Origin of the sequence: Rhizobium sp. BT03 (assembly GCF_030053155.1) — a bacterium.
Taxonomy (GTDB): domain Bacteria; phylum Pseudomonadota; class Alphaproteobacteria; order Rhizobiales; family Rhizobiaceae; genus Rhizobium.
In genome coordinates, this window is the sequence record NZ_CP125640.1 from 2,872,425 (window position 1) to 2,897,719 (window position 25,295).

The 25,295-nt window shown below is 60.7% G+C and carries 23 protein-coding genes and 1 tRNA gene; 14 read left to right on the forward strand and 10 right to left on the reverse strand.

The annotated features are described in order from the left end of the window. The first annotated feature begins 28 nt into the window (after window positions 1–28). Window positions 29–1,717 (forward strand): ABC transporter ATP-binding protein/permease, encoded by a 1,689-nt coding sequence (locus QMO80_RS14030; RefSeq protein WP_283197125.1) that lies wholly within the window; start codon window positions 29–31, stop codon window positions 1,715–1,717. A gap of 447 nt (window positions 1,718–2,164) precedes the next feature. Here QMO80_RS14030 and QMO80_RS14035 read toward each other — a convergent pair whose 3' ends face one another. The 5 genes from QMO80_RS14035 to QMO80_RS14055 all read right to left on the reverse strand — a co-directional run bounded on the left by QMO80_RS14035 (window position 2,165) and on the right by QMO80_RS14055 (window position 7,720). After that, a complete protein-coding gene (locus QMO80_RS14035; RefSeq protein ID WP_283197126.1) occupies window positions 2,165–2,332 on the reverse strand; it encodes a DUF982 domain-containing protein in 168 nt (55 codons plus the stop codon). A 174-nt stretch (window positions 2,333–2,506) separates the two neighbouring features. Beyond that, the gene (locus tag QMO80_RS14040; RefSeq protein ID WP_283197127.1) at window positions 2,507–3,826 is read right to left on the reverse strand and encodes a glucoamylase family protein; all 1,320 of its coding nucleotides are present in this window, start codon (window positions 3,824–3,826) and stop codon (window positions 2,507–2,509) included. A gap of 196 nt (window positions 3,827–4,022) precedes the next feature. Then, window positions 4,023–6,485 (reverse strand): phosphoketolase, encoded by a 2,463-nt coding sequence (locus QMO80_RS14045; RefSeq protein WP_283197128.1) that lies wholly within the window; start codon window positions 6,483–6,485, stop codon window positions 4,023–4,025. 72 nt (window positions 6,486–6,557) lie between these two features. Continuing rightward, window positions 6,558–7,229 (reverse strand): CBS domain-containing protein, encoded by a 672-nt coding sequence (locus tag QMO80_RS14050; protein ID WP_049733366.1) that lies wholly within the window; start codon window positions 7,227–7,229, stop codon window positions 6,558–6,560. 416 nt (window positions 7,230–7,645) lie between these two features. Continuing rightward, a tRNA-Gly gene (locus QMO80_RS14055) sits at window positions 7,646–7,720 on the reverse strand. A gap of 256 nt (window positions 7,721–7,976) precedes the next feature. Here QMO80_RS14055 and QMO80_RS14060 point away from each other — a divergent pair. From QMO80_RS14060 to QMO80_RS14075, 4 genes are all read left to right on the forward strand, one after another. Next, window positions 7,977–8,486, forward strand: coding sequence for a prolyl-tRNA synthetase associated domain-containing protein (locus tag QMO80_RS14060; RefSeq protein ID WP_049733367.1), 510 nt, complete (start codon window positions 7,977–7,979; stop codon window positions 8,484–8,486). Between the two features lie 56 nt (window positions 8,487–8,542). Next, entirely contained in the window at window positions 8,543–9,517 is a 975-nt protein-coding gene (trxA, locus tag QMO80_RS14065) for a thioredoxin (protein WP_283197129.1), read from the forward strand. Between the two features lie 173 nt (window positions 9,518–9,690). Next, window positions 9,691–10,377, forward strand: a complete 687-nt coding sequence (locus tag QMO80_RS14070) for an LON peptidase substrate-binding domain-containing protein (protein ID WP_283200186.1) — start codon at window positions 9,691–9,693, stop codon at window positions 10,375–10,377. 9 nt (window positions 10,378–10,386) lie between these two features. Further along, window positions 10,387–10,575, forward strand: coding sequence for a Trm112 family protein (locus QMO80_RS14075; RefSeq protein WP_003589705.1), 189 nt, complete (start codon window positions 10,387–10,389; stop codon window positions 10,573–10,575). A 12-nt stretch (window positions 10,576–10,587) separates the two neighbouring features. On the opposite strand, the gene QMO80_RS14080 is transcribed toward QMO80_RS14075, so the two are convergent. Further along, window positions 10,588–11,802, reverse strand: a complete 1,215-nt coding sequence (locus QMO80_RS14080) for a ubiquinone biosynthesis hydroxylase (protein WP_283197130.1) — start codon at window positions 11,800–11,802, stop codon at window positions 10,588–10,590. 84 nt (window positions 11,803–11,886) lie between these two features. Here QMO80_RS14080 and tesB point away from each other — a divergent pair, with 84 nt between their 5' ends. From tesB to QMO80_RS14115, 7 genes are all read left to right on the forward strand, one after another. Then, window positions 11,887–12,771, forward strand: a complete 885-nt coding sequence (gene tesB, locus QMO80_RS14085) for an acyl-CoA thioesterase II (protein WP_283197131.1) — start codon at window positions 11,887–11,889, stop codon at window positions 12,769–12,771. 210 nt (window positions 12,772–12,981) lie between these two features. Next, window positions 12,982–13,332: a P-II family nitrogen regulator gene (locus QMO80_RS14090; RefSeq protein ID WP_003543684.1), complete on the forward strand. Its 351-nt coding sequence runs from the start codon at window positions 12,982–12,984 to the stop codon at window positions 13,330–13,332. Window positions 13,333–13,357: 25 nt separating this feature from the next. Continuing rightward, entirely contained in the window at window positions 13,358–14,791 is a 1,434-nt protein-coding gene (locus QMO80_RS14095) for an ammonium transporter (RefSeq protein WP_283197132.1), read from the forward strand. 281 nt (window positions 14,792–15,072) lie between these two features. Continuing rightward, the gene (locus QMO80_RS14100; RefSeq protein ID WP_283197133.1) at window positions 15,073–17,757 is read left to right on the forward strand and encodes a DNA translocase FtsK; all 2,685 of its coding nucleotides are present in this window, start codon (window positions 15,073–15,075) and stop codon (window positions 17,755–17,757) included. 141 nt (window positions 17,758–17,898) lie between these two features. Beyond that, window positions 17,899–18,567: an outer membrane lipoprotein carrier protein LolA gene (locus QMO80_RS14105; RefSeq protein ID WP_283197134.1), complete on the forward strand. Its 669-nt coding sequence runs from the start codon at window positions 17,899–17,901 to the stop codon at window positions 18,565–18,567. Window positions 18,568–18,669: 102 nt separating this feature from the next. Beyond that, complete coding sequence (locus QMO80_RS14110) at window positions 18,670–19,473, forward strand: exodeoxyribonuclease III (protein ID WP_283197135.1); 804 nt, start codon at window positions 18,670–18,672, stop codon at window positions 19,471–19,473. Further along, window positions 19,473–20,258, forward strand: coding sequence for an ATP-grasp domain-containing protein (locus QMO80_RS14115; protein ID WP_283197136.1), 786 nt, complete (start codon window positions 19,473–19,475; stop codon window positions 20,256–20,258). The genes QMO80_RS14110 and QMO80_RS14115 overlap by 1 nt, the downstream gene beginning before the upstream one ends. A 19-nt stretch (window positions 20,259–20,277) precedes the next feature. On the opposite strand, the gene QMO80_RS14120 is transcribed toward QMO80_RS14115, so the two are convergent. Next, window positions 20,278–20,733: a cyclic nucleotide-binding domain-containing protein gene (locus tag QMO80_RS14120; protein ID WP_283197137.1), complete on the reverse strand. Its 456-nt coding sequence runs from the start codon at window positions 20,731–20,733 to the stop codon at window positions 20,278–20,280. A 112-nt stretch (window positions 20,734–20,845) separates the two neighbouring features. Beyond that, a complete protein-coding gene (locus tag QMO80_RS14125; RefSeq protein WP_003582964.1) occupies window positions 20,846–21,529 on the reverse strand; it encodes a response regulator transcription factor in 684 nt (227 codons plus the stop codon). Between the two features lie 167 nt (window positions 21,530–21,696). Here QMO80_RS14125 and QMO80_RS14130 point away from each other — a divergent pair, with 167 nt between their 5' ends. Together QMO80_RS14130 and QMO80_RS14135 are read left to right on the forward strand one after the other, a co-directional pair. Then, entirely contained in the window at window positions 21,697–22,218 is a 522-nt protein-coding gene (locus QMO80_RS14130) for a L,D-transpeptidase (RefSeq protein WP_283197138.1), read from the forward strand. Between the two features lie 130 nt (window positions 22,219–22,348). Further along, window positions 22,349–23,179 (forward strand): aldo/keto reductase, encoded by an 831-nt coding sequence (locus QMO80_RS14135; RefSeq protein ID WP_283197139.1) that lies wholly within the window; start codon window positions 22,349–22,351, stop codon window positions 23,177–23,179. A 94-nt stretch (window positions 23,180–23,273) separates the two neighbouring features. On the opposite strand, the gene QMO80_RS14140 is transcribed toward QMO80_RS14135, so the two are convergent. Together QMO80_RS14140 and leuC are read right to left on the reverse strand one after the other, a co-directional pair. Then, complete coding sequence (locus QMO80_RS14140; protein WP_283197140.1) at window positions 23,274–23,624, reverse strand: cell surface protein; 351 nt, start codon at window positions 23,622–23,624, stop codon at window positions 23,274–23,276. 256 nt (window positions 23,625–23,880) lie between these two features. Next, a complete protein-coding gene (gene leuC / locus QMO80_RS14145; RefSeq protein WP_283197141.1) occupies window positions 23,881–25,290 on the reverse strand; it encodes a 3-isopropylmalate dehydratase large subunit in 1,410 nt (469 codons plus the stop codon). Window positions 25,291–25,295 lie beyond the last annotated feature (5 nt).

Here is a 25,295-nt window from a genome sequence, read left to right on the forward strand (position 1 = left end):
TCCTCCGAGATACAGAGGGGGCGCGAATATGGGCAAGCAGCAAATTCCGCTCAAGACGACCGCAACACGATTCATCCGCGCAGTTAAATTATTCATGACATCCGATGTCGGCGGACGAGCCGGGTTTCTTCTCGGCTGTCTGATCGCTCTTTTTGGCGGTATCAGCGCTCTCAATGTCGTCAGCAGTTTTGTCGGCCGGCACTTCATGACTGCAATCGCTGACAGGCAGACAGCCGAATTCGTCCATCAGGCGATCTTTTACGCCAGTGTTTTCGTTGCTTCGACGATCGCGTCGGTGACTGCCCGCTTCGTTGAAGAACGACTGGCCTTGCTCTGGCGGCAGTTCCTTACCCGTCGCGCAATCGGTCTCTACATGGCCGACGGCACTTTTTACCGGCTGGGTATTCAGGGCAAAATTTCTCATCCTGACCAGCGGATCGCGGAGGATGTCAAAGCCTTCACGACAACGACGCTTTCCTTCCTGCTTATGCTTTTGAGCAGCATGCTGACCGTCTTCACTTTTTCGAGCGTACTGTGGCTGATCAGTCCGCTACTCTTCTTTACGGCGGTCATCTACGCGGCCCTCGGATCGTTCATGACGATCCTGTTGGGACGGCCTTTGATCAAGTTGAACTATAACCAGCTCGACAGCGAAGCGGGCTTCCGGTCCGGACTTATCCGTGTTCGGGAAAATGCAGAATCGATCATGGCCGAGGGTTCTGAGCAACGCCATGCAAACCGGCTGCTGCGGCAGTTTGACGATCTGGCGGCGAACTTCAGGCGGATAATCAGCATCAATCGCAATGTCGGCTTCTTCACCACGGGCTACAATTGGATGATACAGATCCTGCCGGTCGTTCTCATCGCGCCTGCGTTCATGCGCGGCGACATGGAGTTTGGCGTTATCACTCAGTCGGCGGCAGCATTTGCGATGCTCGTCGGTGCTTTCTCATTCATTGTCGCACAATTCAATTCGATCTCGAACTTCGCGACCGTCGTGGCGCGCATCAGCTCGCTTTTGGACGCGATCGAAGAGGCCCGCACTTCGGCGAACCCTGGCATTGAATTTGCCGAGACCCATGGAAGTCTCAGCTATGAGAACCTGACGCTGACGTCACCGGCAGGAGGCGCATTGCTGAAGGACTTGTCGATCCGTCTGCCTGCTGACACAAGAGTGATCATAACCGGTGAGGGCGATGACGCGAGCGTCGCATTGTTCCGGGCCACGGCGGGACTTAGCACGTCGGGGAATGGACGCATCATCATTCCACCTCGCGAAGAAATTCGCTTCCTCGGTCAGCGTGCGTATTGCGGCCCAGGAACTCTGCGCCAGATCCTGACCTCCCAGAAGCGTTCGATGGAGGAAACGGATGAGCAGGTCCTTGTTTTACTGAGGAAGCTCGGCGTAGTGCACCCTCTGGTATCCGGTGACCTGGACAGCGAGCAAGACTGGCCCACCCTGCTGTCACCGCGCGAGCAGCGCCTCGTTGCAATTGCGAGCGCGCTTATCGCGGCTCCGTCCTACATTCTTTTCGAAAAGGCCGATTCTATTTTCGGCCACGAGCTTTCGACCGAGATCCTCAAGCTCCTGGCGGAACGAGGAATCGCGTGCGTCAATTTCGCCGAGCCAGATGCACCACGCGCGGCCTATGATATCGTTATCGAGTATCATTCGGACGGCTCATGGACGCGGATCGATCGAAAAGCGGAGGCCTGACTGTCGAGCGGTTCGGGCAGACTTCCTTGACGCTGCGCACATTCAATCCAGATATCGTTCCGATTTTCGAGCCGATGCGCTGTAGAGCCGCGCGCGTGCAAGTGGACCGCATCGCGATTTTTCAGATTCGCTTGTCACGCTAGAGCCTTTCCTAGTCAGATTGAATCATTCTGTTGGCTCAAACGGAGTCGGCCGGTCGATCAGCCGGCCCGTTTCAGCCAACCCTCCCGCAGATTTGCCAAGCAAATCTGCAAGACTCTAAAGCGCCGGACGCACTTATCGCTTCGCCACGGCGAAGCGGTGCGGCCGGTGGGCCGGGCATGTTTCCGCCAGGATCAGAGGCGATCGGCTCGGACGTACCAAGGGGTATGCCCTTCGCCAATCGCCTCTGCCCTGACGAAAACCTGCTCCGGCAGAATGCTTCAATCTGACCAGGAAAGGCTCTAGTTAGAAGTGAAGATGAAGCCCGGCCTCTTTGACCGCTTCTTCGAAGGCCATTCGTGCGACGTATGTCGGGGCCCAGCCTCGAACGACGTCCTGGCAGCTTTCCCGCGCATGCCTGTAAGCCCGTTCAGGTCGCGGCCAGTTACCGTGCTTGCCCGTGCGCGCGAGCACGCAGACATTCCAGGGACCGGGTGAGACTTTGGTTATGATCCATTCGCCTTTTTGCCGAGCATAGACCGAAGAACTGAGCGTCGAGAGCCCATGCCTGTTCTGCAGATCCGCTGCATTTGCGACATGCAGATCGCCGAATTCGATCTGCCGCCACGGTCGAAATTCGTACCGCCATCATAACCATCCTCCTGAAAACCCTGCTCGTCTCAGCCCGACGACCACTGGTTCGCAGCGGCGCATGATGTGCCACAGCAGGCCGGTTCGGTGGTTTTCGATCATCAGAACGACGGGACCTTGGTCGATGCCGAAATGGTAGGGGCTGACCCACCATGTGTCGCCTTTGTCGTCCAGGGCGTATGTCTGATTGAACGATGGCTTGAACCCGTAGAGCCGGGTCATGCCGAGTTTCATTCGGGCAAAGTTTCGTACGGTCGGTATAACGATTTCCGGAGCGAATGGCAGCGAGGCGACCACTGCCCAGGGAGATACGGTTCCATCGTCGGGTCCATAGGGGGCACCGCGCGCAATGTAGTCGAAGAATTCCCTGTCGATGCCGTCAATGTTTCGCTTGGTCCAACCGGGTCCATCACTTGCCGTGAAACCCCAGCAATACTCGCTATAGCCGTTGAAGTTCAGCGGATTGCGAATGGCATATTCCTGCTGAACGAAAGTCGCGTGTCGGCTGTTCTGGAAATAGTCGCTGCCATGTTCACGCATGAAACTGTCGCGAATCTCGCGAAAATCGATCCACATATGTGAAAGCTGATGCGTAAAGAGCGGACCCGAATAGAGCAATTCGCGACCAAAAATATTCCGCCATTCGTAGCTCTGCGTATAGGCCACATAGCTTTCCAGCGGCAGCGGGTGGCTCGGCGAGCCCAGTCCGAGAATGTAAAGAAGCAGACCTTCGTCATAGCCGCGCCACCGATAGGGAATGAATCCGCTTTCCGGCCGCCAGCCATGGGTGAGGGTAGCCCCATGGTCGCGTGCCCAATTCCAGTCGACGCGCTCATAAAGTGATTTGGCAAGTGCGCGAACCTTCGTCTCGTCCTCGGTATCTGCATCGAAATAAGCTGCGACAGTCAAAGCGCCGGCGAACAGGAAAGCCGAATCGATTGTTGACAATTCACACTGCCAGACCCGCCGTCCCGTCTCGATGTCCAGGAAATGGTAGAAAAAACCCTTGTAGCCAGACGCATCAGGTTCCGGTCCCTGGTGGCAGGACATCAGGAATTCCAGTCGGCGCCGGGCGATCTTGGCGGCAAACTGACGAATGATGATTCCGCGCTCCACAACGACAGGAATGGTGGCAAGCGCCATGCCGACGGCGGCGATACTGGCCGGTGCGCCCGCCTGCGTCTTGTCGCGGACCAATCCGTTATCCGGATTCGTGCATTGCAGATAATAGAGCAATGTCGTGAACTGAAGCCGGCCGAGGTCCTCTTCCGTCGGCGCCCGGTTCAGTTCGGAATCGGTTGAAAGCAACTCCGACATGATTGGCTAACCGACGAGACAAGATGATTTCGTCGAGGATCCGGAACCCGCCTTGATCGGGCGCCTGTTGGCACGCTCCTCCGTTCGAAGCCCGTGCCTCCGACATGCACCCGACGTACGGGCATGAGGGTCTCCGATATTGCCAGTCAACCAAATCATCACGCAGCTCCCCTCTCAAATCTGCACGAGCCGTCGCCTAAGTATTGTCTCCCTCTGTGGAGGTCTTCGCCTTTACCTTGTCCGCATTCTTGACGCCCCATGTCCAGCCGCTGATCTGCGGCATGTCATCACCGTGCGTCTCGATATATTGCCGGTGCTCAATCAGCTTTCCGTGGATTGCCTGCTTGAAGTAGGCCGCGCGCGCTCCAAGTTGCGGCAGCCGATCAATGACGTCTTCAACAAGATGAAAGCGATCGAGCTGGTTCAGAACGACCATGTCGAACGGCGTCGTGGTCGTTCCCTCTTCCTTGTAGCCTCGAACGTGCAGATTTTTATGATTGGTTCGTCGATAAGTCAGTCGGTGGACCAACCAGGGATATCCGTGAAACGCGAAGATGATCGGCTTGTCCCTCGTGAAGAGTGCGTCGAAATCAGGATCGGAAAGCCCATGGGGATGTTCGCTCGCGGGTTGCAGCTTCATCAAGTTGACGACATTGATGACCCGCACTTTCAATTGCGGGAGGTGCTCGCGGATCAGCTGAACAGCAGCGAGCGTCTCCACGGTCGGCACATCACCGCAGCAGGCCATGACCACATCCGGTTCCGAGCCCTGGTCATTGCTGGCCCAGTCCCAAATGCCGAGCCCTTCGGCGCAATGCTTGATGGCGTCATCCATCGTGAGCCATTGCGGAGCGGGTTGCTTGCCCGCCACCACCACGTTCACATAATTGCGGCTCCGCAGACAATGATCGGTAACGGACAAGAGCGTATTGGCATCTGGCGGGAGGTAGACGCGGATGACCTCTGCTTTCTTGTTGATCACGTGGTCGATGAAGCCTGGGTCCTGATGGCTGAAGCCATTGTGGTCCTGCCTCCATACATGCGAACTCAGGAAGTAGTTGAGCGATGCGATCGGTCGCCGCCAGGGAATATGGCTGCAAACCTTCAGCCACTTGGCGTGCTGGTTGAACATCGAGTCGATAATGTGAATGAACGCCTCGTAGCAGGAGAAGAAGCCGTGACGTCCCGTTAACAGGTAGCCTTCAAGCCAGCCCTGGCACTGATGCTCGCTTAAGACCTCCATGACGCGGCCGCCGGGCGAAAGATGGTCATCTTCGGGATAGATCTCTGCCATGTAACAGCGATCCGTCACCTCCAGCACGTCCTGCCAGCGATTGGAATTGTTCTCGTCGGGGCTAAACAGCCGAAAATTCTTGCTGCCTAGGTTCAGCTTCATCACGTCCCGCAGGAACTTGCCCATGATGCGAGCGGATTCCACGGTCACCGATCCGGGCTTGGGCACCGCCACGGCATAGTCGCGGAAGTCCGGCATCTTCAGATCCCGTAGCAGCAGGCCACCGTTTGCATGCGGATTGTCGCTCATCCGGCGATGACCGGTCGGCGCCAGCGAGGCCAGTTCAGCCCGCAACCGACCGTCGCCGTCGAAAAGCTCTTCGGGTCCGTAGGTCTTCATCCAGTGATGAAGGATCTTAATATGTTCCGGCTTGTCCATATCGCCCATCGGAACCTGGTGCGAACGCCAATAGTCCTCGCATTTCTTGCCGTCGATTTCGGTTGGGCAGGTCCAGCCCTTCGGCGTGCGGAAGATGATCATCGGCCATGCCGGACGGTTGAGATTTCCCTTGTCCCGCGCTTCCGTCCAGATCGTCTTGATCGCCCCGATGGCTGTGTCCATAGCTGCGGCAAGCTGTTGCTGCACCTGATCTGGCTCATGGCCTTCCACGAAGAGGGGTGCATATCCCATGCCTTCAAAGAACTTCACCAATTCCGGCTTGGGAATACGAGCCAGGAAGCAGGGGTTGGCGATTTTGTAGCCATTGAGATGCAGGATCGGCAGAACGCATCCGTCGCGAGCGGGATTCAGAAACTTGTTCCCATGCCATCCCGTCGCCAGAGGTCCGGTTTCGGCCTCTCCGTCACCGACGACACAGGCGACAATCAGATCGGGATTGTCGAAGGCTGCGCCATAGGCGTGGCTGAGCGCATAACCGAGCTCGCCACCTTCATGAATGCTGCCGGGTGTTTCGGGAGCGACGTGGCTGGGAATGCCGCCTGGGAAACTGAACTGCTTGAACAGCCGTTTCATACCCTCCTCGTCCTGGCTGATATTCGGATAGATTTCGCTATAGGTCCCCTCCAGATAGGCATGCGCAACAAGGGACGGTCCGCCGTGGCCAGGGCCGATCACGTAGATCATGTTGAGGTCGTCTCGTTTGATCACCCGGTTGAGATGAACATAGAGCATGTTCAGGCCTGGCGATGTTCCCCAATGGCCGAGCAGCCGCGGCTTGATGTGGTCGCGGACAAGTGGTTTTTTCAACAGCGGATTGTCGAGCAAATAGATCTGGCCGACCGACAGATAGTTCGATGCCCGCCAATAAGCATCCATCAGGCGGAGTTCCTCGGCCGAAAGCGTTGGTTTTCCCCGCGACGTTGCCGTGGCCGCTTTCGCCATGATTGCCGTTTCAGTTGAAGCCATCTGAGTCTCCCAATCAAAATGACATTGCTGAATCTTTCCGGCCGTCGCAGGTAGAGCCTGCGGGCGAACGAATTATTGAGGAGGAGATTCCGGGAAATGCTCCACCACTCCGCGGACGCCGTGGACGCCTTCCGCCAGAATCCGCGCTGCCCTGCGGCAGGCAGCCGTCTGAACGTTGCCCCAAAAGTGCACGGTCCCATCCGTGACCGTCACGGTCACATCCGAACCTTCCAGGCCGGTATTTTCGCCGAGCCGGACAAGAATGCTGCGTCGGATGGCTTCGTCGCCGGTTGCCGTATCGTCCGGTTTTACTGCGAAGATTACCGGCAGGAGGTCGGCGCGGCTGACGATGCCGACGAGTTCACCATCCCGCAGGACCGGAATGCGCTTGATGCCGCGGTCCTGCATGAGTCCGGCAACACGGGAAAGAGGTGCATCCTCGTCGATTGTGACAGGATCGGACGTCATGACGTCACCCACTCTCCACGCACATCGCTTTATAAAAGCGCTCGCTCTTTCATCAGGCCCAAGTTCCATGTCCGCTTTCAAAGGGGAAGCTCGACCGGACAGTTCCGTTCGGCGGATCAGATCGCCCTCGCTGATGATGCCCAAAAGCTGTCCGGCACCATTGACGACGGGAATACCGCTGACGTGCTGGTCGGACATCAGCTTTGCAGCCTGACGAACGCTGTTGTCAGGTGATAGCGCGACGACTGCTGTCGTCATTACATCTTTGACGAGCATGGCGATCCAGCTCCGGTTACATCCTCAAAATACCATTTTAGATGCGGCTCGATTTGGCTGTTGCGGCGATTCACAAGAGCTTCGGTATGCCTGCGCGTTCCTGCGCCTGACTTGCTCAGGACGTCGCAACTAGCGGACAGCTATTTCCTCATGCCGACGTCTCCGAACAAAACCCGCAGAGCTTAATCGGATACCGCCACACTTTGCATTGAGTAGGATCAATCGGTGCCGCAATTTTGTTTACGGAAAAGGTGATCGAAGAAGCCGCGAGCGCCTTTTTTACGCTGCAAATGGCTCTCGATCGATGGCGCGCGCTGTCATGAGGAAGCCAGCGATGACGATTCGCCGAGGCCTCGCGGCGTAGGGTCGCCTTAAGTTTGGCGAATAAATGGACCCGGCATGGACAAGAGAGAAACTGGAGCGGGCGAAGGGATTCGAACCCTCGACCCCAACCTTGGCAAGGTTGTGCTCTACCCCTGAGCTACACCCGCTCAATCCGCATCGGTCCGGGGTAGTTGTTGGACCGTGGGCGCCGCCTTGTGGCGACGGGCGCTATATGGCCTAACGGATTTTCAAATGCAACAGGGAAATGACGGAGAGGCGAAGAAAAATTCGCAAGGTCGCATGAGGCAGGCGGAAAGGCCGCAAATGCGGGGGTAGAGCGTCGGTGGCGAAGATTGCCAAATGATGGGGACGGATTTAATCAGGACGCCTCGACTTTGTCCCTCCTGCGCAATGGATTGCCCGATGCCCGAAAACGCCCCCAAGACAAGAGAAGATCTGTTCGCTTTCCTCGACGGCCTCGGCATCGCCCATAAGACGCTCGATCATGCGCCTGTTTTCACCGTGGCCGAATCGGTTGCGCTGCGCGACGAGATCCCCGGCGGCCACACCAAGAATCTCTTCATCAAGGACAAGAAGGACAGGTATTTTCTGCTGACCGTGGAGGAACATGCCGAGGTCGACCTCAAGCAGGTGCATAATATTATCGGCGGGTCCGGCCGGGTCTCCTTCGGCCGGGCGGAGAAGCTGATGGACTATCTCGGTGTCATACCCGGCGCGGTGACCGCCTTCGGCGCGATCAACGATACGGCAGGAAATGTCACTTTCGTGCTCGATGCCGATCTGATGCGCGAGGAAATCGTCAACTGCCATCCGCTCTCCAACGATGCGACGACATCGATTGCGAGCGGCGACCTCATCCGTTTCATGGAGGCGACCGGACATAAGCCGCTTGTCTTGAAAGTGACGTCCTGACATACGATTTTAGCGCTACAATGATGCCGGCAGGATCGGCGCGGCGGGAGATATCTATGAGCGGCAGCGACAACCCCTATAACGGTTCCTTCGGAAATCAGATGACGGCGACGACGAGCTTCGGCGCGCAGCCGGCGCCCGCGGCTGCGACAGGCGGCTACATCACCGACACGACGACCGCGAATTTCGGCAAGGACGTCATCGAGGAATCGCGCAAGCAGCCGGTTCTGGTCGATTTCTGGGCGCCCTGGTGCGGACCGTGCAAGCAGTTGACGCCGGTGCTGGAAAAGGTGGTCAACGAAGCCAAGGGCCGCGTCCGGCTGGTCAAGATGAACATCGATGACCATCCCTCGATCGCCGGCCAGCTCGGCATCCAGTCGATCCCCGCCGTCATCGCCTTCGTCAACGGCCGCCCCGCCGACGGCTTCATGGGCGCAGTGCCGGAAAGCCAGATCCAGCAGTTCATCGACCGCATCGCCGGCCCGGCCGGCGCCGACGAGGCGGCCGAGATCGAGGCCGTGGTCACCGAAGCGGCAGAATTGCTGGCCGCCGGCAATCTCAATGAGGCCGCTCAGCTCTACGCCGCCGTGATGCAGGCCGATCCCGAAAATGCCAAGGCGATTGCCGGGATGGCCGAATGCATGATCGCCGCCAACCAGCATGAGCGGGCGCGCCAAACCCTGACGGATCTGCCGGAGGAGCTCGCGAAAGACTCCGGCATCCAGGCGGTGCTGAAGAAGCTCGAACAGATCGAGGAAGCCCGCAAGCTCGGCGATCCCGTTGCGCTCGAACGCGACCTTGCCGCAAACCCCGACGACCACGAGGCACGGCTGAAGCTTGCCAAGATCCTCAATGTTGAAGGCCGGCGCGACGAAGCGGCCGAGCACCTGCTGCTGATCATGCGCAAGGACCGCGCCTTCGACGATGACGGCGCCCGCCGCCAGCTGCTGCAGTTCTTCGAGGTCTGGGGCTTCAAGGATCCGGCGACGGTTTCGGCCCGGCGCAAGCTTTCGGCGATGCTGTTTTCGTAGCGCGTTGCGGCTCCAACAGGACGGCAAGGCGCCGGATCGCTTGAGCCGGTGTCCAATCCTGTTGAAAGCCGATTCCGATTTTCCGGGGTATGGGCTAAGTTTCGAGCATCTGCCCTTGCGTTTTCGAGCGGGGGCACCACATTCTCGTCAGGACGGGCATGCCCGTTACAAGAATGCGGGACGGTTACATGCAAGTCGGGAATGCCAGATACCTGAAGCCGGGCGATCTGCCTGATACGATCGCCGTCTTCCCCCTGACCGGGGCCCTCCTTCTACCGGCCGGGCAGCTTCCGCTCAATATTTTCGAACCGCGTTATCTGGCGATGCTGGATGCGGCACTGACGGGAAACCGGCTGATCGGCATGGTCCAGCCGGCGCTCGGCGAACAAGAGGACAAGGGTAGCGATCCCAACCTTGCCGCTGTCGGCTGCCTCGGCCGCATCACTTCCTTCGCCGAGACCGGCGACGGGCGTTATATCGTCTCGCTGACCGGCGTCTGCCGCTTTCGGTTGCTGGAGGAGAAAACCACCAGCGATCCCTTCCGTACCTTCCGTATCGCCCCGTTCATCGCCGATCTCTCGGCCGCCAACGAGGAGGAGGCGGTCGACCGCGCAGCACTTCTGACCGCCTTCAAGGCCTATCTCGATGCCAACAAGCTGGAAGCCGATTGGGAGAGCGTCGAGCGGGCGAGCAATCTGACGCTCGTCAATTCGCTGGCGATGATGTCGCCGTTCGGGCCGGCTGAAAAGCAGGCGCTGCTGGAGGCGCCCGATCTGAAGACGCGGGCCGAAACGCTGATCGCCATTACCGAGATCGTGCTGGCGCGCGTCTTCGGTGACTCCGACACGGTTCTGCAGTAGACTTCGGCCATGGACGAAAAACTCAGCCGCGTCGATCCGAAACTGCTCGATCTCCTGGTCTGCCCGCTCTCCAAGGGCCGGCTTTCCTATGATCGCGAGCACAATGAGCTTGTCTCGGAAAAGGCGCGGCTTGCCTATCCGATCCGCGACGGCATTCCGATCATGCTGGTCTCCGAAGCTCGCCGCTTGGACGAATAGCGCGGGCTCCCTTCAAATTGCCTGGCCTGCCAGCAGCCGCGGATTGTCCTTGGCCGTCGTTCCGGCCGCCTGGCCGATGAAGAAGGATTTGAGGCGCGGCAGCCGATCAACGATGCCGAGGCCGACGTCGCGGGCGATGCGGATCGGCGTTGCGTCGTTGGAGAACAGCCGGTTCAGCACGTCGGTCGTCATGCCCATGCGGAAGGTGTCGAAGCGCCGCCAGGTCTGGTAGCGTTCGAGAATGTTGATCGAGCCGATATCGAGGCCGAGGCGATCGGCCTCGACGATCGTTTCGGCAAGGGCGGCCACATCCTTGAAGCCGAGGTTCAGGCCCTGTCCCGAAATCGGGTGAATGCCATGGGCGGCGTCGCCGGCCAACGCAAAACGCGGCGCGACGAAGGCGCGGGCGAGTGTCAGGCCGAGCGGGAAGGCGCGTTTGTCGCCGATGACCTTCAGCGCCCCGAGCTTATGGCCGAAGCGGCGTTCGAGTTCTTCCTCGAAAATCAGGTCGTCGGCGGCGACCAGCCGGTCGGCATCATGTGTCCGCTCCGTCCAGACCAGCGAGGAGCGGTTGTTTCTGAGCGGCAGGATGGCGAAGGGGCCGGCCGGCAGGAAATGCTCCTCGGCGCAGCCCTCGTGCGGCCGCTCATGTTCGACCGTTGCAACGATGCCGGACTGGCCGTAGTCCCAGGTGGCGGTCTTGATGCCGGCGAGGTCGCGCAGTTTCGAGCGCACACCGTCGCAGGCCACCAGCAGCCGGCTCTCCAGCGTGCTGCCGTCCGAAACCGTGACGGTGACGTGGCTGTCTTCGGTCTTCAGCTCCGTGGCGCCGAGGCCGTGGCGGATGTCGATGCCGAGCCGCTCGCAGACGCCGCGCAGCGCCGCGACCATCGCCACATTCGGGATCATATGGGCGAAAGGCCGGCCTTCGGCCACTTCGCCGTCGAAGGTCAGAAAAACCGGGCGGACCGGATCGGAGGTTTTCGAGTCGGTGACGATCATCTTGGTGATCGGCTGGGCCTCCGGCTCGATCTCGTTCCAGATGCCGAAGATTTCGAGCATTTTCGCCGCCGCCGCGATGACGGCCGAAGCGCGTGTATCGTTTTTCCAGACATGCTCCGGGGCCGCCTCGACGACCGCGACATTCAGATGCGGTGCTGCCTGCTTGACCGCGACAGCAGCGGAAAGGCCGACATAACCCCCGCCCACAACCAGCATATCCAGCATCGCGCCGCTCCCTTACCTTGTGCCTCGGATGTGACCTATATAGATCATCGCAACTTCACTTCCTACCGCCGGGAGGCATGCAAAATGACGCGCGAGACATCAGGGCCTTCGGCGATGGAGACGCTGCTTTCGACGCTCGACCTGGAGCCGATCGAAGTCGATATCTTCCGTGGGCGCAGCCCGCAGGCCGGCTGGCAGCGGGTCTTCGGCGGCCAGGTGATCGGCCAGGCGCTGATGGCGGCGCAGCGCACCATCGACGGCGAGCGTTTCGTGCATTCGCTGCATGCCTATTTCATGCGCCCCGGCGATCCCTCGGTGCCGATCATCTACCAGGCGGAGCGGATCCGCGACGGATCGAGCTTCAATACGCGGCGCGTCGTCGCTATCCAGCACGGCAAGGCGATCTTCACGCTGTCGGCCTCCTTCCAGGTGGAGGAGCCGGGCTTCGACCACCAGATCGCCATGCCCGAGGTGCAGATGCCGGAGGCGCTGCTCGGCGAACAGCAGATCAAGGATCAATATCTGACGCATGCGCCGGAGGCGATCCGAAAATACTGGCAGCGCGAGCGGCCGATCGAGATCCGTCCGGTCTCGCTGACGCATTATTTTTCCGACAAGAAGCTAGACCCCCGACAGGACGTCTGGGTGCGCGCCACCGGCCCGGTTCCCGACGACCGGCTCTATCAGGCGGCCGTTCTTGCCTATCTCTCGGATATGACGCTGCTCGATACGTCGCTTTATGCGCATGGCACCTCCATCTTCGACCAGAGCCTGCAGGTGGCGAGCCTCGATCATTCCATGTGGTTCCACAGACCCTGCAGGCTCGACGACTGGCTGCTCTATGCGCAGGACAGCCCGTCGGCTTCGGGCGCCAGAGGGCTGACTCGAGGCAGCCTCTTTACCCGCTCGGGTGAGCTGATCGCCTCCGTCGCCCAGGAAGGTTTGATTCGGAAAAAGGCAAATGAATAAATAATGTGCATCTTCGAAAATTTGCGCATTATTTGTGCGCTTATTGGCCGATCATTTGCCTGTTTATTGGCGCTCCATATTATAGTTATTATTTTTCAATAGGTTATATCACACCTCGAATCTGGCACGTCCTTTGAATGTATATCGCCGGTCGCTGTCCAGGAATGTCAGCGGCAAGGAGAGTCGGCTCCGCGCCGAGGATAACGAAGGATGGGAAACCAGATGAAAATTGTGATGGCTATTATCAAGCCGTTCAAGCTCGATGAGGTCCGCGAAGCTCTTACGGCGATCGGTATTCAGGGGCTGACCGTAACCGAAGTGAAGGGCTACGGGCGCCAGAAGGGGCATACCGAAATCTATCGCGGCACCGAATATGCGGTCAGCTTCCTGCCGAAGCTCAAGATCGAAATCGCCGTTGCATCGGAACTCGTCGACCGGGCTGTCGAAGCCATCGCGGCGTCGGCCAAAACCGGTCAGATCGGCGACGGCAAGATTTTCGTCTATTCGATCGATCACGCCGTGCGCATCCGTACGGGCGAAACCGATTCAGAAGCGCTGTAAGCGGCAGATCAAGGAGCTTTTTTCAATGTCGACTTCGAAGTTTTCTTCCCCCTTTGCGCTGATCTGCGCAGCAACGGCTGCGCTTCTGGCGCCGGTCGTCGCTTTCGCGCAGGAGGCTGCGCCCGCCGCCGCCACCACAGCTGCCGCCGCTCCAGCCTTCACCATGGACAAGGGTGACAATGCCTGGATGCTCATCTCCTCGGCGCTCGTCCTGCTGATGACCATCCCCGGCCTTGCGCTGTTCTACGGCGGCCTCGTCCGTGCCAAGAACATGCTCTCGGTGCTGATGCAGGTGTTCATGATCACCGCCGTCGTGGCGCTGCTCTGGGTGACCTACGGCTATTCGCTCGCCTTCACCGACGGCGGCTCGCTGAACAGCTTCGTCGGCGGCTTCTCGAAGGCGTTCCTGGCCGGCGTCAACACCTCGTCGCTCGCCGAAACCTTCTCGAAGGGCGTCGCCATTCCTGAGTACACCTTCATCGTCTTCCAGATGACCTTCGCCTGCATCACGCCCGGCCTGATCGTCGGCGCCTTCGCCGAGCGCGTCAAGTTCTCGGCCGTCATGCTCTTCGTCGTGCTCTGGGTGACCTTTATCTACTTCCCGATGGCGCACATGGTCTGGTTCTGGGGCGGTCCGAGCTCCTACAGCTCGCCGGCCGGCCTGATCTTCTCCTACGGCGCAATCGACTTTGCCGGCGGCACGGTCGTCCACATCAATGCCGGTATTGCCGGTCTCGTCGGCGCCATCATGCTCGGCAAGCGCACCGGTTATAAGAAGGAAATCATGGCTCCGCATTCGATGACCCTGACCATGGTCGGCGCATCGCTGCTCTGGGTCGGCTGGTTCGGCTTCAACGCCGGCTCCAACCTCGAAGCCAATGGCTATGCCTCGCTTGCCTTTATCAACACCTTCGTCGCGACGGCAGCTGCCGCCGTCTCCTGGTGCGTCGTCGAAAGCCTGACCCGCGGCAAGGCGTCCATGCTCGGCGGCGCTTCGGGTGCGGTTGCCGGTCTCGTCGCCATCACCCCGGCTGCCGGTTTTGCCGGCCCGATGGGCTCGATCGTTCTCGGCCTCGTCGTCTCGCCGGTCTGCTACTTCTTCGTCGACGTCGTGAAGAACAAGTTCAACTATGACGACAGCCTCGACGTCTTCGGCGTGCATTGCGTCGGCGGCATCCTCGGCGCCCTCGGCACCGGTATCCTCGTCAATCCGGCCCTTGGCGGCGCCGGCATCGTCGACTACTCGACCGCCGATTTCGCTGCCTCCTATGCCGGCACGGCAACCCAGGTGCTCGCCCAGGCCAAGGGCGTGCTGACGACGCTTCTGTGGTCGGGCATCGGTTCGGCGATCCTCTACAAGATCGTCGATGTCGTCATCGGCCTGCGCGTGAGCGTCGAAGCCGAGCGCGAAGGTCTCGACCTTTCGACCCACGGCGAAGCCGCCTACCACGCCTCTTGATCACAGCGTTTGCGGCGCCCGGCACAAGGGCGCCGCTTCACGGCCCGTCGCGGCCTATCTAGAGCTTTTCCGGGTTACACCCGGAAAAGCTGTCATAGACCGCATTTGGCCCGAACCTTTCCAGGTTCGGGCTTTTTTTGATTTCCATGCCCGGAATGCCCGTCCAGGCATGCATGGTTAACATCGCTTTAACCCGGCTCTGATTAGGTGGAGCGGACGCATTTTGGCATGGCGAAGCTTCGGTGATTCGCATGCCCTCAGGCATTGGACGGGTTAGACACATGGCAAGAAGCACGTCGCCGGCGATGGATGGCCGTCCGGATCGGTTCTCCTTCTCGGCATTCATGCTGCGACAGATCCAGGCGCTCATCGGCTTTGCGATCTTTCTACTGCTGGCGCTCTGCGTCGCGGCGCTGGCGACATGGAACGTCGCGGATCCGAGCTATTCCTATGCCACGGCCAATCTGCCGACGAATATCCTCGGTTACAGCGGCGCCGCCTTCGCCGATATCGTCATGCAGTTCCTCGGCCTTGCCAGCGTCGTTTCGATGCTGCCGATCGTCGCCTGGGCGCTGACGCTGATCTCGGGCCGCCGCTTCAGCCGCATTCCCGCCCGTGCCGGCGCCTGGCTTGGCGGTACGGTGCTGTCCTGCGCCGTGATCGGCTGCTTTCCGCCGCCGCTCACCTGGCCGATCCCGAACGGCATCGGTGGCGTCGTCGGTGATATGATACTGCGTTTTCCCGCGCTCTTCGTCGGCGCCTATCCCACCGGCACGTTCGCCATGGTTGTCGGCTGCATCTTTGCGGTGCCGACCGCCTGGATGATGCTGTTTGCCTCGGGCCTCGTCGGCCGCAGCGACGCGGACGACGAAATCGAGGACGATTACGTCGAGACGACAAGCAAGGCGCGGGTCGTCGGCGACGAGGACGAGGAGGACGAGTCGCGCTGGGTCGCTTTCAGCGGCGCGATGACCCATGCTTGGTATATGAACCAGGGACGGCTGCGCCGCCTCCTCGGCATGGGACCGCGCAAGCGCCGCCAGGGCGATTTCGAATCGCCCTATGATTTCAACGATGATGAGTTCGGCACGCTGAACGAACCGGTGCGCGCCAAGGCGCCGGCGACGCGCGGCGAGCGGATGGAGCCGTCGATGGAGCCATCGATGGGAGCAAGGGCGGCTGCGCCGCGCCGCGTCGTCGCGGCACCGTCGCTTTCCATCGATGACGAGGATGATGACGACGATCTGCCGTTCGACCCCGATATGCCGCCGCGCCCGGCCGATATCCTGCCGGACGACGATGAGGACGACTGGATGATCCGTGCGCCGGCGAAAGCCGCCGGCAAGCCGGAGCCGCGCGTCGTTCCCGCGGTCGCGCGTCCGAAGCCCGGCGCCCGCGTCGAGCGGGAGGCGCAGGGCTCGTTCATTCGTCCCGAAGGTTTCCAGCTTCCCTCGATGCATCTGCTTGCCGAACCGAAGAACGTCGTGCGCGATTCCACGCTTTCGGCCGATGCGCTGGAGCAGAACGCCCGCATGCTCGAAGGCGTGCTCGAAGATTTCGGCGTCAAGGGCGAGATCATCCATGTCCGTCCAGGCCCCGTCGTCACGCTCTACGAATTGGAGCCGGCGCCCGGCATCAAGTCGTCGCGGGTCATCGGCCTTGCCGACGATATCGCCCGCTCGATGAGCGCCATTGCCGCCCGCGTTGCCGTCGTGCCTGGCCGCAACGCGATCGGCATCGAACTGCCGAACCAGACGCGCGAGACCGTCTATCTGCGCGAACTCATTGCTTCCCGCGATTTCGACGGCAGCAAGGCCAAGCTCGCCATGGCGCTCGGCAAGACGATCGGCGGCGAAGCCGTCATCGCCGATCTCGCCAAGATGCCGCATCTGCTCGTTGCCGGCACCACCGGCTCCGGCAAGTCGGTCGCCATCAACACGATGATCCTGTCGCTGCTCTATCGCATGACGCCAGAACAGTGCCGGCTGATCATGATCGACCCGAAGATGCTCGAGCTTTCCGTCTATGACGGCATCCCGCATCTGCTATCGCCCGTGGTCACCGATCCGAAGAAGGCCGTCGTCGCGCTGAAATGGACCGTGCGCGAGATGGAAGAGCGCTATAAGAAGATGTCGAAGATCGGTGTGCGCAACATCGACGGCTTCAACACCCGCGTCGAGCAGGCCTTGTCGAAGGGCGAGGCGATCTCGCGCACGGTGCAGACCGGCTTCGACCGCCACACCGGCGAGGCAATGTACGAGACCGAAGAATTCGACCTGAGGCCGATGCCCTATATCGTCGTCATCATCGACGAGATGGCCGACCTGATGATGGTCGCCGGCAAGGACATCGAAGGTGCCGTGCAGCGTCTGGCGCAGATGGCGCGTGCCGCCGGCATCCACGTGATCATGGCGACGCAGCGTCCGTCGGTCGACGTCATCACCGGCACGATCAAGGCAAACTTCCCGACCCGCATCTCCTTCCAGGTGACCTCGAAGATCGATAGCCGCACCATCCTCGGCGAACAGGGCGCCGAACAGCTGCTCGGCATGGGCGACATGCTCTATATGGCGGGCGGCGGGCGGATCCAGCGCGTGCACGGCCCGTTCGTCTCGGATGTCGAGGTGGAAGAGATCGTCTCCTATCTGAAGACCCAGGGCTCGCCGCAATATCTGGATGCGATCACCGCCGATGACGACGAGGATGGCGATTACGGCGGCGGTGGCGGCCCCGCCGGCACGTCGAATCTTTCTGATTCGGAAGATCCCTATGACCAGGCCGTCGCCATCGTGCTGCGAGACGGCAAGGCCTCGACCTCCTACGTCCAGCGCCGGCTCGGCATCGGCTATAATAGGGCAGCCTCGCTCATCGAGCGGATGGAAAAGGAAGGCATCATCGGGCCGGCCAACCATGCCGGCAAACGCGAAATTCTTGTTCCGACCGAAGGCGACATCCTCGACCGCTGAAATAATCGGCATATATTTCCGATGGGGACCGCTTTTGCGGAAACCGGATGGCAGCGAAGCCGTTACCTCACGCAGGCCCGATCGCAATGCCTTGAAGACGCCGCCTTTCGGCAGCATGCAGATCGCATAAAGGAGATTTAGATGAGTAACTCCGACACCTTCCTCTCCGGCCTGACGGTAACGCGCCGCGATCTTCTCGGCGCCTTTGCTCTCGCTGCGATGGCAAGCACCATTCCCTTCGGCGCCCATGCGCAGGCGGCGGCTCCGGCCTCCGGCACGGCGCAGGCGATCGCCGACCATTTCTCCGGCGTCACGACGATGCAGGGCGAATTCGTGCAGTTCGGTCCGCGCGGCGAGCAGACCGGCGGCAAGTTCTTCATCCAGCGTCCGGGCAAACTGCGCTTCAACTACGACGATCCTTCGCCGATGCGGGTGATCGCCGACGGCAAGAACGTCGCCATCGGCAATACCAAGCTGAAAACCTGGGATCTCTATCCGCTCTCCAAGACGCCGCTCAGCCTGCTCCTGGCGCAGCGCATCGATCTGTCGGCCGGCATGGTGAAGGGCGTGAAGGAAGAGTCCGATCTGACGACGATCGCGCTCGGCAACAATACGGTGTTCGGCAACTCGACCATCACCATGATGTTCGACCCGAAGACCTACGACCTGCGCCAGTGGACGATCACCGACAATCAGGGCAAGGACACGTCGGTGATGATCTTCAACGTCAAGACAGGCATGCAGTTCGACGACCGCGTCTTCCGCGTGCCTTACGAAAGCATTCCGGGCACGGCAGCCTCACGCGACTGAGGCCTTTTTGGTTGATCGTCCGCGGCTTTTACACGCGGCCGGTTCCCTCCTGTCCACCTTTGTTCTAAAGCCCTTTCATGAAAGCATGAAAGGGCTGGGACTATGGGCTTGTCGATCACCACCTGGAACATCAATTCGGTGCGGCTGCGCATGCCGATCGTCGAGCAGCTCGTTCTCAAGCACCGGCCGGATATTCTCTGCCTGCAGGAGACCAAGGTGACGAACGAGCTCTTCCCGGCGGCACCGCTGCGGGCGATGGGCTACGATCACATCATCATCCACGGCCAGAAGGGCTATCACGGCGTGGCGATCGCCTCGCGCATTCCGCTGACGGAGGATCACCGGCAGGATTACTGCGGGGTCGGCGATGCCCGCCACATCTCGGCGATCTTCGAGCACGGCAATCGCCGGATCCGGTTGCACAATTTCTATGTTCCGGCCGGCGGCGACGAGCCGGATCGCACGATCAATCCGAAATTCGGCCACAAGCTCGATTTCATCGAGGAGATGAAGCATCTGAAAGCCAATGGCGAGGCGAATACGTCGGCGATCCTCGTCGGCGATCTGAACGTCGCGCCGCTGGAGCACGATGTCTGGTCGCACAAACAGCTGCTGAAAATCGTCAGCCATACGCCCGTCGAGACCGACGGGCTGCTCGAGGTGATGAAGCGCGGCGCCTGGCTCGATCTCATGCGCCAGCATGTGCCGGAAAGCGAGAAGCTCTATACCTGGTGGAGCTACCGCGCCAAGGACTGGGAGGCCGCCGACCGCGGCCGCCGTCTCGACCATATCTGGTCGTCATCGGATCTCGGGCCGCATCTCAAGCGCATCGAGATCCTGAAGGAAGCGCGCGGCTGGGATCGGCCCTCCGACCATGTGCCGGTCACGGCGCATTTCGATTTCTGATGCAGTGGATTCTCCAGGAGTTCGAAGACACCCACAAGCTGGCCGAGGCACTCGACCGGCTCGATATCCCTTACACATGGCACAAGGTGGTTCCGTTCATCGGCGAGCTTATTCCCGATCCTGTGGTTGCCGATCCGGGCTCGGTGGTCATGTTCGGCTCCTACTCGCTGTGGAAGAACGCCGAGGCGAACGGCTACTGGCCTGGTGTATTCAAGCTGCGCCCCTTCGTTCAGGAAGAGGTGTGGCATCCCTATCTCCTCAACGGCGCCGACGCGCTGTTCCTGACGCTCCGCGACGTTCCCGCGCGTCTGACCGACGATGGGAAGGAATGGTTCCTGCGCCCGGTCGACGACAGCAAGGAAGAGCCCGGCAACGTGAAATCGACAGGCGAGATCATCCGTATGGCGGAGAGGGTTCTCACCCTTGACGAGGATGAAATCCCGGCGGGATCGCTCCGTCACGATACGCTGCTGATGTTCACCAAGCCGGTCCGCATCCTGCGCGAATGGCGTCTCTGGGCCGTCAACGATCGGATCGTCACCTATTCGCTCTACAAGGATGGATCGCGCGTCATCCACCGCTACGAGATCGATGGCGATGCGCTGGAATTCGGGCAGCGCATGGTTGACATCAATCCTGGCTACTCCCCGGCCTATGTCATCGATATCTGCCGTACCGAAGAAGGACTGAAGCTGCTGGAGACGAATTGTCTCAATGCCGCCGGGTTCTATGCCGCAGACCTCGTGAAGCTTGCGGCGGCGATCGACGGCCTTAGCCGCGATTGAGCTTGCGCTCCAACGGGGGTCAGCTGAAACGGTAGAACTGGCTTGCGGCCTTTGCTGCAAGTTCGGCGAGATTGTCGCGGATGCGGTTCTCGATCAGCCGGGCTGCTTCAGGATATTCTTCGATCAGCCGGTGAAAGAGGGCGCGGGTGATGCGGATGATGCTGGTGTCCTCGCGCGCGACCGCGGTGAATTTGCGCTCCACCAGCGTCACCAGCGCCAGCTCGGAGACCAGCGTTCCCGGGCCCGCAACCCCCTCCGTCCTCTGTATGCCGTCACTGCTCGTCGCGCTCAGCTCCAGGCTGCCGCTGAGGATGACATAGGCGCTCTCGGCGGGCGAGCCCTGGCGAAACAGCATCTGGCCGGCGGCGATCATGCGCCGGTCGGCGCCGAAGGCGATCAGCCGCAGCTGATCCTCGTTCATGTCCTTGAACAGAGGAAGCTGCGCGAGCATGCGGATGTCGTCGGTCAGCGCCATGCGGGCTTTTCGCCTTAGAGCAATTCCAGCAAAACCGCGTCGCGGCTTTGCTGGAGTTGCGTGGAAACAAAGAGATAGAGCATTTCCGTGATTCGGAGAAAATGGAAATGCCCTATGGAATGATCTTGTAGCCGCCGTTTTCCGTCACCAGGATTTCGGCATTGGAGGGATCGCGTTCGATCTTCTGCCGCAGCCGATAGACGTGGGTTTCCAGCGTATGTGTGGTGACGCCCGAGTTATAGCCCCAGACCTCTTCGAGAAGCACGTCGCGGGTGACCACTTTCTGTTCGGCCCGATAGAGATAGCGGATGATCGCCGCCTCCTTTTCCGTCAGCCGGATCTTCTGGCCATTGTCTGTGGTCAGCAGCTTCTGGCTCGGCTTGAACAGGTAGGGGCCGACGGTAAAGGTCGCATCCTCGCTCTGTTCGTGCTGGCGCAGCTGCACGCGAATGCGCGCGAGCAGCACGGCGAAGCGGAAAGGCTTGGTGACATAGTCGTTGGCGCCGGCTTCGAGGCCGAGAATCGTATCCGAATCGGTATCGTGGCCGGTCAGCATGATGATCGGCGCCTTGAAGCCGCCCTTGCGCAGCAGCTTGACCGCCTCGCGGCCGTCCATATCGGGCAGGCCGACATCCATGATCAAGAGGTCGACCGGCGTCGAGCGGGCGGTCGCAACACCCTTGCCGGCGTTGGCTTCCTGCAGAACCGAAAATTCCTCATACAGCGACAATTGCTCCGTCAGCGTCTGACGAAGGTCATCGTCGTCATCCACCAGAAGAATGGTGCGTGCGGTCATGCCCTTGCTTTCCTCATGTTAAGTCCCCTAGTCCTACGCCAAATTCCTGGTTTGGCAAGGATCGCGCGGCGGGCCGTTGCCGCGCAGGTTTTGATATGATTTCAATTGGAGCCCCAGACAATGCAAGACATGCGAGAAAAATGGAAAAAACAAGGCGGAAGCCGGGGATGAAGCCGTCGACGATCGTGGTGCGGCCGGCGCCCGGGCGCAAGAGCCGGGCGATCGTCCGGCTCGGCGCGATCACCGTCCTAGCCGCGATTGGCCGCTCCGGCCGCAGCGTGATCAAACGCGAGGGCGACGGCGCCACGCCGATCGCCTCGATGCGACTGATATCCGGTTTCCGGCGCGGTGAGCGGAACGGCCGGCTTGCCACGCCGCTTGCCCTTCGCCGGATCCGCACCGACATGCTCTGGTGCGATCAGCCCGGCAACGCCAGCTATAACCGCCTCGTCCGGGCGCCGTTCGGGGCAAGCCATGAGGAGATGCGGCGCAGCGACGGGCTCTATGATATCTGCCTGGTGATGGACTGGAACATTTCCTCGCGGGTGCGCAATCGCGGCTCGGCGGTGTTCTTCCATCTCATCCGGCCGGGCTACGAGCCGACAGCCGGCTGCGTGGCGGTCAGCCTGCGCGACATGCGCCGGCTTCTGCCGCATCTTCGGAAGGGGACGATTGTCCGGGTCCTCTGATTGTCTTCCCGGCATGGCCGCCTATATGTTTCCGGTGACCGAGCGCTCAGGCTGAAATGCGTTCCGGGACGCCCCAAAGTGGGGCGCAATTCATGCCTCGTCCCATTCTTCAAACTCCCGGAGATATAGTGTGACCGCGCAACCCATCATCACTTTCCATGACGGACATTCCATTCCCCAGGTCGGCCTCGGCGTCTGGCAGACGCCGCAGGAGATTGCCGCTCCGACGGTGCGCGCGGCGATTGCCGCCGGCTATCGCCATATCGATACGGCGTCCGGCTACGACAATGAAGAGGGTGTCGGCGAAGGCATCCGCTCTTCCGGCCTCGACCGCAAGGACATCTTCGTCACCACCAAGCTCAGAAACACCGACCAGGGCTACGACAATACGCTCAGTGCCTTCGACGGCAGCCTGAAGAAGCTCGGTTCCGACTATGTCGACCTCTATCTCGTTCACTGGCCGTCGCCGCATCGCGGCCTCTACACCGAGACCTGGAAGGCCTTCGTGCGCATCCGCGAAGAGGGCCGCGCCCGCTCGATCGGCGTGTCGAATTTCTGTCCCGAACATCTGGAGCGCATCATCGGCGAAACCGGCGTCGTTCCCGTCATCAACCAGATCGAGCTGCATCCCGACTTTCAGCAGAAGGCGGCGCAGGAGACGCACAAGAAGCTTGGTATTGCCACCCAATCCTGGAGCCCGCTCGGCCAGGGCAAGTTCATCTCGAACCCTGTTATCGGTGAGATCGCCCGGAAATATCGGAAGACGCCGGCACAGGTCATCATCCGCTGGCACCTCGATACCGGCCTCGTCGTCATCCCGAAGTCGGTGACGCCGTCGCGCATCGAGGAGAATTTCCAGGTGTTCGACTTCAAACTCGATAATGACGATATGGCGGCGATCGCCAGGCTCGACAGCGCCGGCGCCCGCATGGGGCCGGACCCGATGACGGCAACTTTCTGATCGCCGTTGCGATCAGCGCTAAAGCAATTGCAGCGGCGGTCTCCGGGTAAATTACCCGCGGCGACCGCCGCATAACGGAGAATGCAGCCTTCGATCAGTAGTTGCAGTTCGACGATCCGTTCGTCGGGGCAAAGCCGAAATTGCAGCTATTGCTCATGCGCTGCGGCCGTCCGACCGATCCGGTATAATAATCGTCAAAGGCGCGCGCCGGATACCAATAGCCGTTCGCGCTCTTGATATAGCCGGACCGGGCGCTGCTATAGCCCCGATATCCATTGAGATAGGGTATCTTGCTTTGGGCGATCTGGTGCAGCAGATCGGAAGAGGCCATGACCGGTCCTATCGCCGGACGGATCGGCGCGGCCTCGGCGGCGTCGATCGATGCCTGCAATGCAAATACGATCAAGCTGGCTTGCAGTAAACTCCGTACTCTTTTCCGCCTCATGGCCATTCCCCCGATGGCGCGGTGTTCGCCGGAGCCTGAACGGTATCAGTCGCGTATCGCGCCTATACCAAGGAGGCCACACGCATTTTTCGATGTCGATTGCCCGAACGGATGAAATTGGGAAGACGGGCCATGCACAAACGGGCTTACCCGTTGAATTACAGCGGGATACGGCACAGTCGCCATGAAATACGAAACCGCCCGATGCGCTGAGAGCGCATCGGGCGGCTTTCATTCTCTTCCGTGGGACGACGGATCAGTTCCACTCGCGGATATCGACGAAGTGGCCGGCGATCGCGGCGGCCGCCGCCATGGCCGGTGAAACGAGGTGGGTGCGACCCTTGAAGCCCTGACGGCCTTCGAAGTTGCGGTTCGAGGTGGACGCGCAGCGTTCGCCCGGCTTCAGGCGGTCGTCGTTCATGGCCAGGCACATGGAGCAGCCCGGCTCGCGCCAGTCGAAACCGGCGGCCTTGAAGATCTTGTCGAGGCCTTCGGCTTCCGCCTGTTCCTTGACGAGGCCGGAGCCCGGAACGATCATCGCATCGACGGATGCGGCAACCGTCTTGCCTTCGACCACCTTGGCGACTTCGCGCAGATCCTCGATGCGGCCGTTGGTGCAGGAGCCGATGAAGACGCGGTCAAGCGTGATGTCGGTCATCTTGGTGCCGGGCTTCAGGCCCATATAGTCGAGCGCGCGCCATTTAGAGGTGCGCTTGGTCTCGTCCTGGATGTCGTCTGGGTTCGGGACGATGCCCTGAACGGAGATGACGTCCTCGGGCGAGGAGCCCCAGGAGACGATCGGCGGCAGGCTGGCGGCATCGAGGATGACGACGCGGTCGTAATGCGCGCCCTCGTCGGTCTGCAGCGTCTTCCAGTAGGCGATCGCCTGTTCCAGCGCCTCGCCCTTCGGCGCGCGCGGCTTGCCCTTGATGTATTCGAAGGTCTTTTCGTCAGGGGCGATCAGGCCGGCGCGAGCGCCGCCTTCGATCGTCATGTTGCAGATGGTCATGCGGCCTTCCATCGACAGCGAGCGGATCGCTTCGCCGGCAAATTCGATGACGTGGCCGGTGCCGCCGGCGGTGCCGATTTCGCCGATGATGGCGAGGATGATGTCCTTGGCGGTGACGTGCGGCGGCAGCAGGCCGTCGACCCGCACCAGCATGTTCTTCGCCTTCTTCTGGATCAGCGTCTGGGTCGCCAGCACATGCTCGACCTCGGAGGTGCCGATGCCGTGCGCCAGCGCGCCGAAGGCGCCGTGCGTCGAGGTGTGGCTGTCGCCGCAGACGATGGTCATGCCGGGCAGGGTGAAGCCCTGTTCAGGACCGACGATGTGAACGATGCCCTGGCGCTTGTCGCTTGCCGAATAATATTCGACGCCGAATTCGGCGGCGTTGGTCGCCAGCGCTTCCACCTGGATTCGGCTTTCCTCGTTCTTGATGCCCAGATGGCGATCGGGCGAGGTCGGAACGTTATGGTCGACGACGGCGAGCGTCTTTTCCGGGGCGCGAACCTTGCGGCCGGTCATGCGCAGGCCTTCGAACGCCTGTGGCGAGGTGACTTCGTGGACCAGATGGCGGTCGATGTAGAGAAGACAGGTGCCGTCTGCCTGTTCGTCGACCAGGTGATCGTCCCAGATCTTGTCGTAGAGGGTACGCGGTGCGCTCATGGCGT

What these genes read in the sequence shown, in the direction of transcription:
- QMO80_RS14030 (WP_283197125.1), top strand. Translation starts at nt 29, where the DNA reads ATGGGCAAGCAGCAAATTCCGCTCAAGACGACCGCAACACGATTCATC.
- QMO80_RS14040 (WP_283197127.1), bottom strand. Translation starts at nt 3,826, where the DNA reads ATGTCGGAGTTGCTTTCAACCGATTCCGAACTGAACCGGGCGCCGACG.
- QMO80_RS14045 (WP_283197128.1), bottom strand. Translation starts at nt 6,485, where the DNA reads ATGGCTTCAACTGAAACGGCAATCATGGCGAAAGCGGCCACGGCAACG.
- QMO80_RS14050 (WP_049733366.1), bottom strand. Translation starts at nt 7,229, where the DNA reads ATGCTCGTCAAAGATGTAATGACGACAGCAGTCGTCGCGCTATCACCT.
- QMO80_RS14060 (WP_049733367.1), top strand. Translation starts at nt 7,977, where the DNA reads ATGCCCGAAAACGCCCCCAAGACAAGAGAAGATCTGTTCGCTTTCCTC.
- trxA (WP_283197129.1), top strand. Translation starts at nt 8,543, where the DNA reads ATGAGCGGCAGCGACAACCCCTATAACGGTTCCTTCGGAAATCAGATG.
- QMO80_RS14070 (WP_283200186.1), top strand. Translation starts at nt 9,691, where the DNA reads ATGCGGGACGGTTACATGCAAGTCGGGAATGCCAGATACCTGAAGCCG.
- QMO80_RS14075 (WP_003589705.1), top strand. Translation starts at nt 10,387, where the DNA reads ATGGACGAAAAACTCAGCCGCGTCGATCCGAAACTGCTCGATCTCCTG.
- QMO80_RS14080 (WP_283197130.1), bottom strand. Translation starts at nt 11,802, where the DNA reads ATGCTGGATATGCTGGTTGTGGGCGGGGGTTATGTCGGCCTTTCCGCT.
- tesB (WP_283197131.1), top strand. Translation starts at nt 11,887, where the DNA reads ATGACGCGCGAGACATCAGGGCCTTCGGCGATGGAGACGCTGCTTTCG.
- QMO80_RS14090 (WP_003543684.1), top strand. Translation starts at nt 12,982, where the DNA reads ATGGGAAACCAGATGAAAATTGTGATGGCTATTATCAAGCCGTTCAAG.
- QMO80_RS14095 (WP_283197132.1), top strand. Translation starts at nt 13,358, where the DNA reads ATGTCGACTTCGAAGTTTTCTTCCCCCTTTGCGCTGATCTGCGCAGCA.
- QMO80_RS14100 (WP_283197133.1), top strand. Translation starts at nt 15,073, where the DNA reads ATGGCAAGAAGCACGTCGCCGGCGATGGATGGCCGTCCGGATCGGTTC.
- QMO80_RS14105 (WP_283197134.1), top strand. Translation starts at nt 17,899, where the DNA reads ATGAGTAACTCCGACACCTTCCTCTCCGGCCTGACGGTAACGCGCCGC.
- QMO80_RS14110 (WP_283197135.1), top strand. Translation starts at nt 18,670, where the DNA reads ATGGGCTTGTCGATCACCACCTGGAACATCAATTCGGTGCGGCTGCGC.
- QMO80_RS14115 (WP_283197136.1), top strand. Translation starts at nt 19,473, where the DNA reads ATGCAGTGGATTCTCCAGGAGTTCGAAGACACCCACAAGCTGGCCGAG.
- QMO80_RS14120 (WP_283197137.1), bottom strand. Translation starts at nt 20,733, where the DNA reads ATGGCGCTGACCGACGACATCCGCATGCTCGCGCAGCTTCCTCTGTTC.
- QMO80_RS14125 (WP_003582964.1), bottom strand. Translation starts at nt 21,529, where the DNA reads ATGACCGCACGCACCATTCTTCTGGTGGATGACGACGATGACCTTCGT.
- QMO80_RS14130 (WP_283197138.1), top strand. Translation starts at nt 21,697, where the DNA reads ATGAAGCCGTCGACGATCGTGGTGCGGCCGGCGCCCGGGCGCAAGAGC.
- QMO80_RS14140 (WP_283197140.1), bottom strand. Translation starts at nt 23,624, where the DNA reads ATGAGGCGGAAAAGAGTACGGAGTTTACTGCAAGCCAGCTTGATCGTA.
- leuC (WP_283197141.1), bottom strand. Translation starts at nt 25,290, where the DNA reads ATGAGCGCACCGCGTACCCTCTACGACAAGATCTGGGACGATCACCTG.